This window comes from Siphonobacter sp. (assembly GCF_048595215.1).
Lineage (GTDB): Bacteria > Bacteroidota > Bacteroidia > Cytophagales > Spirosomataceae > Siphonobacter.
Genome location: NZ_JBMDWJ010000206.1, coordinates 16,814 through 29,260 on the forward strand (window position 1 = coordinate 16,814; position 12,447 = coordinate 29,260).

9 protein-coding genes and 1 pseudogene are annotated in these 12,447 nt (G+C 50.2%); 5 read left to right on the top strand and 5 right to left on the bottom strand.

Translation table 11 applies throughout. The features are described from left to right. Window positions 1–155: 155 nt before the first annotated feature. From ACOJTG_RS12815 to ACOJTG_RS12825, 3 genes are read right to left on the bottom strand one after another with little or no spacing between them, the layout of a single operon-like run. The gene (locus ACOJTG_RS12815; protein WP_420154181.1) at window positions 156–1,151 is read right to left on the bottom strand and encodes a YhdH/YhfP family quinone oxidoreductase; all 996 of its coding nucleotides are present in this window, start codon (window positions 1,149–1,151) and stop codon (window positions 156–158) included. Between the two features lie 25 nt (window positions 1,152–1,176). Beyond that, a complete protein-coding gene (locus tag ACOJTG_RS12820; RefSeq protein WP_420154182.1) occupies window positions 1,177–2,100 on the bottom strand; it encodes an NADP-dependent oxidoreductase in 924 nt (307 codons plus the stop codon). A gap of 33 nt (window positions 2,101–2,133) precedes the next feature. Further along, window positions 2,134–3,081, bottom strand: coding sequence for an NADP-dependent oxidoreductase (locus ACOJTG_RS12825; RefSeq protein WP_420154183.1), 948 nt, complete (start codon window positions 3,079–3,081; stop codon window positions 2,134–2,136). A 182-nt stretch (window positions 3,082–3,263) separates the two neighbouring features. Between ACOJTG_RS12825 and ACOJTG_RS12830 the strand changes: the two genes are divergently transcribed. Beyond that, entirely contained in the window at window positions 3,264–4,112 is an 849-nt protein-coding gene (locus ACOJTG_RS12830; RefSeq protein WP_420154184.1) for an AraC family transcriptional regulator, read from the top strand. A 246-nt stretch (window positions 4,113–4,358) separates the two neighbouring features. Here ACOJTG_RS12830 and ACOJTG_RS12835 read toward each other — a convergent pair. Both ACOJTG_RS12835 and ACOJTG_RS12840 read right to left on the bottom strand, forming a co-directional pair. Further along, window positions 4,359–5,054 (bottom strand): annotated as a pseudogene (locus tag ACOJTG_RS12835) (SGNH/GDSL hydrolase family protein); the annotation flags it as partial. Window positions 5,055–5,969: 915 nt separating this feature from the next. Then, entirely contained in the window at window positions 5,970–8,609 is a 2,640-nt protein-coding gene (locus ACOJTG_RS12840; protein WP_420154185.1) for a DUF7133 domain-containing protein, read from the bottom strand. A gap of 285 nt (window positions 8,610–8,894) precedes the next feature. On the opposite strand from ACOJTG_RS12840, the gene ACOJTG_RS12845 reads away from it, so the two are divergent. The 4 genes from ACOJTG_RS12845 to ACOJTG_RS12860 all read left to right on the top strand — a co-directional run. Continuing rightward, window positions 8,895–9,809, top strand: a complete 915-nt coding sequence (locus tag ACOJTG_RS12845; protein ID WP_420154186.1) for a pirin family protein — start codon at window positions 8,895–8,897, stop codon at window positions 9,807–9,809. Window positions 9,810–10,211: 402 nt separating this feature from the next. Beyond that, entirely contained in the window at window positions 10,212–10,766 is a 555-nt protein-coding gene (locus ACOJTG_RS12850; RefSeq protein ID WP_420154187.1) for an RNA polymerase sigma-70 factor, read from the top strand. Further along, window positions 10,763–11,710 carry a FecR domain-containing protein gene (locus ACOJTG_RS12855; RefSeq protein ID WP_420154188.1) on the top strand — a complete coding sequence of 316 codons (948 nt, stop codon included), beginning with the start codon at window positions 10,763–10,765 and terminating at the stop codon, window positions 11,708–11,710. The genes ACOJTG_RS12850 and ACOJTG_RS12855 overlap by 4 nt, the downstream gene beginning before the upstream one ends. 15 nt (window positions 11,711–11,725) lie before the next feature. Further along, window positions 11,726–12,447 (top strand): STN and carboxypeptidase regulatory-like domain-containing protein (locus ACOJTG_RS12860; RefSeq protein WP_420154189.1); only part of this gene is annotated, 722 nt, incomplete at its 3' end.

Here is a 12,447-nt window from a genome sequence, read left to right on the forward strand (position 1 = left end):
CAAAATCTCAGTCGTGAGGTGTTGAATAAGTAAACTATCCATTTTGAAATGAGCCTGTGCTCCTATCTAGCAAAGGGCCCAGTACGAAAAGGCAATAAGGAGCTGTTTCATCGGAAGGATGAATGAAAAGGGGGAAGAAACTAGAGAAGCCAGTACTAATCGATGCGGACCAAAGCACGGCCCTGCATGTGTCCTTTCAACATGGTTTCAAGGAAGGCGGGAACTTCGGCCAGAGTGATTTCTCGCGTTAAGCTCGGTAAATCCGCGGGTTTCCAGTCACCGCCCAGGTGTTCCCAGATTTCCGGTCGGAACTCCATCGGGTATTCAACCGAATCGATTCCAAGGAGCTGTACGCCGCGTAGGATGAACGGGAAGACCGTCAAAGGCAATTCGCCCCCATTCACCATGCCGCAACAGGTAACCACCCCACCGTACTGCACACTTTTAATAAGAGTAGCTAATACCGAACCACCCACGGTATCAATGGCACCGGCAAAACGCGGTTTCAATAGAGCTTTCCCGGAGGTATCTTCTAGCTCAGTACGGGGAATAATTTCGCTGGCTCCCAGACGGGTAAGGAACGCATGGGCTTCGGCTTTACTACTAACAGCGGTAACGGTATACCCCAAACGTTTCAAAATAGCTACGGCGATGGAACCCACACCGCCCGTCGCTCCGGTAACGACTACAGGGCCCTGCTCGGGACGAATTCCGGACCGGAGTAAAGCCGCTACGCTCAACCCGGCCGTAAAACCCGCCGTACCGTAGCTCATACTTTCTTTGAGGCTTAACGACTCGGGCCGACGAACCAGCCATTGAGCGGGCACCCGAATGTATTGCGAAAGGCCACCGCTGGTATTCATACCCAAATCAAAACCGGTGACGATCACTTCATCGCCTACCTGCCAATCGGCGTGAGTGGAAGCTTCGATCACACCCCCCGCGTCGATGCCTGGCGTATGGGGGTACTGGCGAGTGACGCCCCGATTGCCCGAAGCAGAAAGAGCGTCTTTATAATTCAGAGAGGAGTAACGAACCCGAATCAGTACTTCTCCCGCAGGGAGTTCATCAATCCTTTTTCGAGCTAAAGTAGTTTGAAAAGAACCGTCGGTTTCCTGGGTTACAAGCAGACATTCAAAGGTGATTTCCATGCGTTTCAAGTGTAGAGGATGACCATTATGAATCCAACCGTACGACAATCTTGCCACTGAGCGTACCGGCTTCCATTTGTTCGTGTACCTGGATGATTTCATCGAAGGTAAACGTGTGAGCGATCCGGGGCTGAATCAGTCCTTTGGCTAGATAATCAGCGAGTACCTGCATGTCTTCGCCGCTGGAATGAACAAACAGGAAATCCGCCTGTAAGCCCCGTACTTCGGCCTCCGCTTTCCAGGCCTCCCCCTTTCCACTCGGGATGGTGATGAGCCGACCCGTTGGTTTCAGAATATGTAAGGCTTTCACAGCGGCTTCAGCTCCGAGCGTGTCCAATGCAAAGTCAATACCCTGCGTGGCCTGTTCAAAATCGGTGGTCTGGTAATTGATCCATTCATCGAGTCCACGGGCCTTCAATAGAGCTTCGTCTTCTGCCTTCGCCGTTCCGATGACGTAAGCCCCCAAAGCCTTGGCCATTTGTACGGCGAAAAAACCAACGCCTCCGGCGGCTCCCTGCACAAACACCCGCTCGCCCGCCCGTACAGCCGCTTTCCGAATCGCCTGATACGCCGTCAGAGCGGAAAGAGCCGTACCCGCAGCCATTTCGAACGAAACGGAATTCGGTTTCAGGGCCAAATGTTCGGCGGGAGCGGCAACGTATTCGGCATAAGCCTTGCCATGGCCGGGGAAGTTGATCATTCCAAACACCTCGTCCCCCGCTTTAAAGGCGGTCGCGGCACTTTCAACGACTACGCCAGCAATGTCCCAACCCAAAATCAGAGGCGGATCGTTTTTAATGTTTTCGTACTGTCCTTTTCCCTGTAAGGTTTTGTGATCTACCGGATTGATGGATAGAGCCTTGACTTGTACCAGTACCTCGCCGGACCGGATACTGGGGCGGGGCAAGTCCCGGAGCTGTAATTGATTACGCCCGGCAAGGGATTCCATGACAAAGGCTTTCATACCAGATACCTTTAGTAGTTAGACAAGGGTTACGACAATCTTACCCACGGTTCTACCCGTTTCCTGTTGGAGATGAGCCTCGCCCATCTGATCAAAGGTATAGGTTTTGAAGAGATGAGCTTGAACCGTTCCCTCGGCTAGTAAAGCGGCAATTTGCTGCATATCGGCTCCGTCGGACTGTACCAAAAAGAAAAACGCATTGATGCCCTGAGCCGTGGCCTGCTGCGTAATAGCTTCGGGCAATCCCGTAGGAATACTGATGAGTGTACCTCCCGGTTTAAGCACATGGAGTGAACGCTCCAGAACAGGCAGGGCTCCTACGAAATCCAGTACCAGATCCACCTTCGATACGACTTCATCGAAGGGCTGAGCGGTGTAATCAATGACTTCATCGGCTCCCAGATTTTGCACAAACGCCTGATTCGAAGCTGAAGCCGTACCGATGACGTACGCTCCGAAATGTTTCGCCATTTGTACGGCAAAATGACCCACCCCACCCGCAGCGGCGTGAATCAAAACGCGTTGACCCGGCTGGACCGGAGCTTTATGCACCATCGCCTGATAGGCCGTCAGAGCGGCCAGGGTTGCGGCAGCGGCTTCTTCGTGACTAACATTAGCTGGCTTCAAAGCTAACTGGTCAGCGGGAGCGGCCACGTACTCGGCATAGGCCTGACCATGACCGGGAAAATTGACCATCCCAAATACTTCATCGCCAACCTTAAACGCCGTTACGTTCGAACCAATTTCAGTAATAATCCCGGAAACATCCCAGCCTAAAATCAGTGGATGCACGGATTTTAATCGTCCGGCCATGCCTTTTCCCGCCCGCGTTTTTGCATCGACGGGATTGATACTGATCGCTTTTACCTGAATCAATACTTCATTTTCATGTACGTTGGGTACGGGGAGATCCGTATAAACGAATTGATCGACGCCTCCAAATTCATTGATTACAATGGCTTTCATGTTGGTTGTGGTTCTAAGTACGGTGCAAAGTTGTACCAGTTTTCCTAGTACTTTCCAGTAGATATTTTCTCATTTCCGGTACATTTGTGCCAATCGTAGTAAAATCATGCCTTGGAGGATTTTGCATTACGGTCGGTATCGAACGTCTTCTCCGTTACCAGTACTTTTCACCCCTTACGACGATGCAGAAAGAACGCTTACACGAGCCTTTTACGATTGTTCACAAAACCCTTGATGAATGTCCTAAAGGTGGGCACCAGCACTTGTTTTTTGAACTGGTGTATATTTTATCAGGTACTGGCGTTCAGTGTATTAATCAGAATAAGTTTTCGTACCGTCCGGGACACATGTTTCTGATTACGCCGGAAGACTGCCACTCGTTTGCCATCGAAACGACGACGGAATTCTTTTTCCTGCGGTTCACCGACATTTACTTGCACGCCAATACCTTTCAGGCTGACGATATTCAGCGACTGGAATTTATTCTGCAAAATGCCAACCATCAGCCGGGCTGTACTCTTCGCAACCAGCCCGACAAATTGCTGGTACAGCCGCTCGTAGAAGCCATCATCCGTGAGTATGCCCAGCGGGATCGGTACAACAAGGAACTCATTCGTCAGTTGGTGAATACGCTGATTGTCATTGTCACCCGAAACATCGCCCGCTACTTACCCCAGCAGGTGCAGGCCCATACCGACGAGCGGGCTTTGGACATTCTGCATTACATTCAGAATCATATTTACGAACCCGAAAAAATCCGGGCGGAAGCCGTTAGCCAACACTTCGGCCTGTCGGAAACGTACCTCGGCCGTTACTTCAAAAAACACACGCAGGAAACCATGCAGCAATACATTACCAACTACCGGACGAAGCTGATCGAAGCCCGGCTGCAACATAGTGACCTGCGAATCAATGAAATTGCCTACGAATTGGGTTTTACTGACGAAAGTCACCTCAACAAATTCTTCAAACAACAGCGGGGAATCAGTCCCACCGTATTCCGTCGCCTGCAGAAATCCGCAGTAGCGTAGTATAGCTTTTTGCTGCTTTGTCAAAGCGGCGGCTTTCTGTTGAGCCTCCGGTAGCGGCAACCCTTTTTTCATACCCGGACGCTGATGACCCGTAGCCGTCAGCCAGGCGTCTTTCATTAGTGCTTGCTTTTCCGCTTCCAGTTCCAGCAACTGGGCACCTTTGGGGTGAAAAGCTACGCTCGCTTGGGCATCCGTCGCGGTAGCTGCCTGATCTTCCCCCAGCCCTACCAAGAGTTGCTGAGCCATGAGCCAGTGGCCCTGTGCCTGCGGGTGAATGCCGTCTTCGGCCAGGTAAAAGGTGGCGTTCTGTTGTCGTTGGGTTTCCAGATACGTTTTCATGGGAAAGTGAAGGTCCAGTACCCGCCACTGTTGGGCTTCCCGCTGGGAAAGTAGCCATTCGGCGTAGCGGTCGAGTACGGCGGCGTAACCTTGAGCCTGTCCCCGACTCTCATCGTATACGGGCGGGGTAACGTGGATGATGGAGACACCCACGTTTACAACCTGATCATGCAACCACTGCATTCCCGTGCGGAAGGCAGTAAACCGGCTTTCATCCCAAGGAAGATAGATTCCATCGTTCATGCCGTAACAGGCAATCACCAGATCGGGTTTGGTTTGCTGCAAAACCCGACTCAGCCGTTCGTGTAGATCGGGCCGGGGAAATTTACCATCCGCGTGGTTGGGCTCGGATAGACCGGATACCGTTTCACTGGGTAAACCCACGTTGATGATTTCATAGTTCTGACGGGGGTACTTCACGCGTAGATACGCTGCTACATCGGTCACATAACGGCCATCGTACGTAATACTATTACCCAGAAAAACAATCCGGTGTACCTTTTTGGGAAAGGGTTGAGCTTTTAGATCTATATGAGATAACAGGCTGATCAGCATCAGCACCAGGAAACGCTTACTGAATAAACGAGCGTGGATAGAAGGCATTCTTTACTTTGGTTTAGAGCACAGGATAGGGATTAGCCCCTTACCGCCGTAAGATAAGCGGAGGATCTCTTTTTAGAAAATTACGTGGCAAGTCCCTCAACCCTACGAAGAAATCAATTTTTAGCTTTATAAAAAAGAATGGGGTACAAGCCGCCTGCGAGTACCCCATTAGAGTCTGCAACTGGACAGGGCCCAGGTGAGAGCTGCATAACCGTCAATTTAATTTGCAATTCGAGTGTCTTGGGGGCCGTTCCAGATTCATAGGTCAGGCATTGCATCGAGGTAATATTTTTCCTCCTATGCCGAATAAACCGTAGATATGCTCTTTACAGACTCAAACCTATAAGGTAATTTTCACAATTGACATAGAATAACTTGACCAATTCTTGTAGTATTAATACTACAAATGCGATCATTACCTTTAGTTAATTTTATTTGAATTTTGTATTGATTGTCGATTTTGAAGGGAAGTTACACTGGATAAAGTTTCAGCAATCGAAAGGACTATAACGTTTTATTCATGCTTCTATTTCATTGGTATATTCTGTTATTGACTTATCTTCTTTTCTGACTTTAATTAGACAGCTTACGTTTTATATTCCCTAGCTTAAAATATCTTATCAATCGTTTAGTTGCTCTTAACTCTTTTCTATTTTCAAGTAATCTTTAGCAGAAAAAGATTGAAAGGCAGAAGGATATATAGTATTTGGTTATTCCATTAGAGGGGAAGTTATTGAAAGCTGATTAACCTGCGTTATATTTTTAAGTATTTTATTACATTATCACTGATTATTTAACAAAATAGTTAAGTACCTGGTACAATCCTAAACAAGTAAAATGTAGGGCTATAAGCTGTAAACAAACGAGGGTACGCAAAAATTGCATACCCTCGTTTAAAATTATACCTCCAATCGTTTACTTTTTTTGTTCGGATAAGAAGGTTACTAAAGAAGCAAATTCTTCGTACGAAAGAGCATTCGCCAGCCCCGCAGGCATCATCGAGTTTTCCATTTCTTTCCGGCTGATAATATCCGAAGCTTTGATGGTGTATACCTGTCCGGCAATGTCGCGGAGTACCACCCGACTGGCGGATTCTTCCGTCACAAAGCCCATGTAGCTTTTCTTGCCTTTCGCAGTGATCATAACCGTTGCAAAACCCTGAGAAATGGAAGCGTTAGGTTTCAAAATGGATTCCGCAATCTGATCCCGGCTCATGATCGAACCAATTTGTCCCATAAAGGGCCCTTTCATGGGTTCGTTGCGGCTCAGACTATGGCAGGCAATGCAGCCCTGCTGCGTAAACAGGGTTTTACCCAGCGTAGCATTTCCTTTCAGTTTTTCCAGAGCCAGCATGACATCCTCGATGGACGACTCGCCTACCTGACCTTTTTTATTCTTGATTTTCTCCAGGTCCACCTTGACTTCTTCTTTCGCCACCGTAGTCTCCTGCCCCCCCCATTCGGCGATGTTCATGCGAAGACGGCTGTTAAGATCCGCGTAGAAGGCCTTATCACCGGACTGCTGCCACTGTTTCATCAGAAAATCCTTCACCTTCGGCGATGATTCCCAGGCAATCGCTTTGTAGTACGGACCGTGTGTATCGGGTCGGGTACTCCACCACCAGCTTCCGTCGTAATCGGCTTCTTTCTGGTACAAACGGGCCAGCGTCACCAGCATCTGCTTTTTCAAGGCAGCATCATTGGTTTTGCCATACGCAGCGATGATACCGTCTACTGCCTTCGGATCGTGCATGGAACGTAAAGCCCATAAAGCCAGAGTTGACTGATCGGTACCCAGTGCTTTTACGCAGGCGTCAACGGCATTCAGGCTCACGAGTGCCCGAGCAGCCAAGTGGGCCGGTACGATCGCCGAGTTAGGCGTCGCGTGCGGTCCTTCGGTATTGCCTGCAGGAGCTACGAAGGAGGCCGGTACTTTCACCTGCAAGAGAGCCGTGGCAGCCTCCGGTTTTCCCAGACGGCCCAGACCAATAATGGCCGCCGTTTGTACGCGGGCCGAAGGATCGTTCAGAGCTTTCAGGAAAGGTTCAAGTGGAACCTGTTGAGCCCAGGCTTTCCGATCGGCCAGAGCCTTGAGAGCGAATTCCCGCAAGGTGGCATCCTCGGTCAGCTTAACCAGATTACCGATGCCCTGACTACCCGCCGACTGAGCGTAGGTGAACAAAGCGGCTACCCGACTGTGCAGCGGCTGTGCAGCATCCGTCACCAACGTCCAGGAAGCCGGAGCCACGCTGGCAGTTGGCCGCGTAAGCAATTCCTGCTGAGCAGCCAGACGAGCTACGCTACTACCCAGCTTCAATGCCTCGACGAGTTGTTCAACACTGGCTTTCTTTACCTCCATAAACGGCTTGTAACTCCAGCTTTTCGGAACCGCCCGTACCACAAAACCCTTACCGGGATTACCCGAATAGCCGGCACCATCCCAGGCGGACAGATAGGCCTGTCCGGACGCGTCTACGTCAATATCCGTAATCTGCGGAAGTTTGATAAACTCCTCTTCTTTCTGCGTAAAACTGGCCTGATCGGACGTTACGCGGTGCAGATACAGCTGGTTCCGACCCCAGTCGGCCATCATGGGTACGCGGTTGTATTTCTCCGGCCAGGTATCATCGTCCATAAACAAGGAGCCCGTACCTGAACCACCGCCTACGTCAACCAGAGCGGGAATAATTTCATCGGTGAAATGCATGAACAGCGTTGGATAGCCGTACTCACCCGTTTGGAGTAAATGACTGAAGCGGACGTTCCAGCCGCCGCCGTCGTTGGTGTTTTCCCGCGTGAAAATGTTCATGTACGGGTCAATGGCGACGTCGTAGACATTTCGCGTACCGTGGGCATACACTTCCATTTCCGTACCGTCGGGCCGTACCCGCACGATTCCGCCGCCGAGCATGGTCAGTTTTTTACCCGAACGGTCTACTGCGTCATGGAAACCAAAATCGCCCACGGAGATATAAATCCAGCCATCAATGCCCTGACGGATGCCGTTCGTCGCGTGATCCGTTCCCCGGCTTTGCAGGAAATTCGGATTACTGATGTGTTCAATCAGGGGGCGGGAAGGTCCGTCCGCTACGCCATCATGGTTTTTATCGTCGAACACGACCAGGTCCATCCCCGTAGCCACGCCCTTTTCTTTCGAGAAAACCGTATGAAGTACGAATACCTGATCGCCAATGGTTAGAATACCTCGTGGGTTATCGACTTTAGCAAAAATGGTATGCGAGTCAAGCTTGCCATCGTGATTGCTGTCAACGAGGCGGACGATACTGCCCTGCCCCGGCTTCTTACCCAGCGAACCCATCTTATCCACCCCTACGAATACTTCTCCCGAAGGTGCTACGGCCAGACACGCGGGACTTGGCGTCAGCTCCGGTCCGGTAAAAGGAGTCACCCGTAATTCCCCGGGCCAGCTGGTTCCGTTGGGCAAGGAGTCGATGAGCACCCGCTGCGAAGGAAGCGACTGCGGGCGGTCTGTGCGAGAGGTATTCCAGAATAATAATAAGGAAGCTGTAATCAGCGGAAGAGTAATCTTAAGCATTAGGGAAGAGGAGGTTTCGTGAATATACAAATGTAGAGGTTACCCTTACTTTTTAGATCGTAAAAGCCAGCCTTTTCCTTAATATTTGCAAATCGTTATTAAATATGGCTTTTTCAAGTCCCGAACTGTGCTTTGCAACGTATCCTTTGTTATGAAAAGCAGAAGGTTGAAAGACTTTACCGGATAGTGCCCTTCTTTAGGTATCCGCAGTGAATCTGGAAGTACTATCGAACGAGCCAGGGGCTGAAACCTACCACCATTCATTGCTAATGTATCCCAAATGCCATGTTAGACCTCATCATTGATGCCCGACCCGCAACCCTGGGTAATAACTTTACGATTCGCCGGATTCTGCCTTACCGGCTTCGACGCATGATCGGCCCCTTCATTTTTATGGATCATGCGGGTCCGGTACAATTTACGGCCGAGCAGTTGCCCAGTATGGACGTTCTGCCGCACCCGCACATTGGCTTGTCGACGGTGAGCTATTTATTCAATGGTTTGGTAACCCATCGTGACAGTTTGGGCGTAGAACAGGTAATTCGTCCCGGCGAAGTAAACTGGATGACCGCCGGTCGCGGCATTGCCCATTCCGAGCGTTTCGAAGATCCGGCAACGCTGGCTGGAGGATCGCTGGAGATGCTACAGACCTGGGTGGCTCTGCCTGAAGCCGACGAAGAAACGAACCCGGCTTTTACCAATTACCAGCCCGATCAATTGCCAGTTTTTACCGATAAAGGGGTGTGGATGCGACTCATCGCCGGGGAGGCCTTTGGGGTTAAAAACGATGTCAAAACGCATTCACCGCTATTTTACGTACACGTGGTTTTACAGGCTGGAACCCGTTTTGGCATTCCCCTGGGCTACTCCGAACGCGGAGCCTACGTAGCCAAAGGCAGCGTGGAAGTCAATGGTCACCGGTATGGCGTGGGGCAGTTACTGGTTTTTACGCCCGGTATTGATCCAGTCTTAGTGGCGGTTGAAAACAGTACGATCATGCTACTGGGCGGTGAACACCTGGGTGATCGTTACATCTGGTGGAACTTCGTTTCTTCTAGTAAAGAACGGATTGAACAGGCTAAGGCCGACTGGCAGGCGGGCCGTATTCCGCTACCGCCGACCGACCATACGGAGTTTGTTCCCCTACCCGAAGACCGATCCAAACCAGCGGGTTCCCCACCGCCCCAGGCTTTGTCGTAAGACTATTCTACATACTACACGATCTGGAAGTCTAGCTTCCAGATCGTGTTTTTTAAGGCATATTACTTTAGTTATTTTGATTAGGACTCATTTTTAAAGGTATATCCTGGCATTTCTATCACTATTCATCTTCATGATAACATCCTGTTGATCAATTACTTTTTCAAAACACTAACTACTCTTCACAGTAAATCTAGTTTAAGACATTCGTCTAGTATATAACGTCTTTTTTAACGTACAATTTAACGTTGATTTAAACGCTTTTCCAGCTTTTATTAGCAGGGCTTTTTTCTTCCCATACAAGGTCCGAATGGGTACCAATTTTAAAAAGATTTTTCGATTTCTGTAGGGGAAAGTCTGACTGAGTTGTCCTAGCCACCAAAGACATCAGCCGTAAGCCCCATGCAAGTAGTCTCGTTTGAGAAGGAATTTGAGCAGCTTTTTAAGACTCACGTGAAGAAACTTCACGCATACGCCTATACACTGGTGAAAGACGACGTGATGGCGGAAGAAATGGTACAGAATGTCTTCTGCCGCCTGTGGGAGAAAAAGCTGCTGATTCGGGAATCTACTACGGGTTATCTCTACCGGGCGGTGTATCACGAAAGTCTGAACTACCTCAAACACGTTAAGGTCGAGCAATCGTACCTGCAATACGCCCAGCGAGAGCTGAACGACCGACCCCAGCAACCGACGCATACGCTCGAAGTCGTGGAGCTGGAAGAACGCATTAACCAGGCCCTGCGGGAACTACCTGAGAAATGCCGAACCGTTTTTCATTTGTGTCGGGTGGAAGAGCTGAAGTACCAGCAGATTGCCGATCTGCTGGAAATACCCGTCAAAACGGTCGAAAACCAAATGGGCAAAGCCCTACGCTTTTTACGTCAGCAACTGGCTGATTACCTACCCCTGCTGGGACTGCTATTCTGGCTACCCCAATCCCCTTTGTTTGTATGATAATCGATTCTAAAATGGACGATTTACTGGTGAAATATTTGCTAGATGAAACCAGTATACCCGAGCGAACGCAGGTAGAAGCCTGGCTGCTGGAAAACGCCCGTCACCAGCAGTACTATGACCAGATCCGCACCATTTGGCAACAAAGCCAGCCATCGGCTGAACCACTCGTACTAGATGAACAGATCGCCTGGGAACGCTTTCAACAGCGAATTCAAAAACCATCCATTCGCTCCATCCCCCGCTTTCGAGGATGGTTACGAGCGGCGGTCGTCTTACTACTGCTGGGAATCAGCTGGCAAACGTACCTGTGGATGACGTCGGCTGAACTGCTCAGCGTTCAATCCGGTACTCAACCCCAATCAATTATCCTGCCCGACGGTTCCAGCGTGACGTTGAATCGGCACTCCTCGTTGCATTACGACAAAACTTTTCGTAGCCGCCGGGTACACTTGGCAGGAGAAGCCTTTTTCTCCGTACAACGTGATCCATCCCGCCCCTTTACCGTTGAAGTCAATGCGATGACGGTTCGCGTGCTGGGTACTTCCTTTAACGTAAAACAAACGGATACACAAACGGAAGTACTGGTGAAAACCGGTCACGTGGAAGTCCGTCGTCAACCGTACCGTATCGACTTACGCCCGCAGGAAAAAGCGATTGTCCCCGCTGACGAACGCAAACCGGAAAAGCTTAAAATCCACGAAGATCTCGACACGTATTACCACACGAAAACCTTCGTTTGCAGGCAGACGCCCCTCCGTGCACTCGTTCGGACTATCAACGAAGCCTACGGTGCTCAGGTACGCATTGCCCGGCCGGAATTGGAAGCCTTACCCATTACTACTACCCTGCCGCAACTGCCGCTGGAACGCGTGCTAGAGATCATTGCTCATACCCTTCAGTTAAAAATTGAACGGCAGGGAAATCAATTCCTGCTGAAATAGGCCTTACCTTTCGGCATGCATTCCATTCCTGTCAGGGCGTGGCTAGTACCCATTCTGTGTGCCTTCGCCTGTACTTTCGACCTTCATGCCCAACAACTGCTCGCCCGCAAAATTTCACTGACGGTGAAACGAGAACCCCTTTCGCAGGTGCTTCAACACATCGGCGAGAAAGGCGATTTCTATTTTTCCTACAACAGCAATCTGATTCCCCGCGATAGTCTGGTCTCCTTACAGGTGAGTAACCAGACCGTTCAGTATACCCTACAGCGGTTGTTTGGGAATCGCTTTTCGTACAAGGAAACGGGTAATTATCTGATCATTCAGCCGGGAAAAGTTGAGCGGCAATCGATCATCAGCGGCTATATTCTGGACGATGAAACGGGCGAAAAAGCCGACCTCGTGAGTATTTACGACAAGACGCGGTTTGTAGCCACGGTCAGTAACGACCAGGGCTATTTCAGGCTTCGGATCAAAGACCGAAGTGTGCCTTTGTCGTTCACGGTCAGTAAAATTGGGTACGGTGATACGACGCTGACCCTACCAGCCAATCAGGAAGTAACCATTCGGATCAAGCCCAAAGCGATCCTGCTCGATGAGGTGACGATCAATCCGAATTCCCGGGGCGAACGAACGTGGCTGGGACGAACCTTTTTATCCCGTCGCTTGCGGGCACAAAGCCAGAACTTGAGTCGCTTTTTTGTGAATCTGCCCAACCAAGTAGCCCGGTCCCCGGGCCT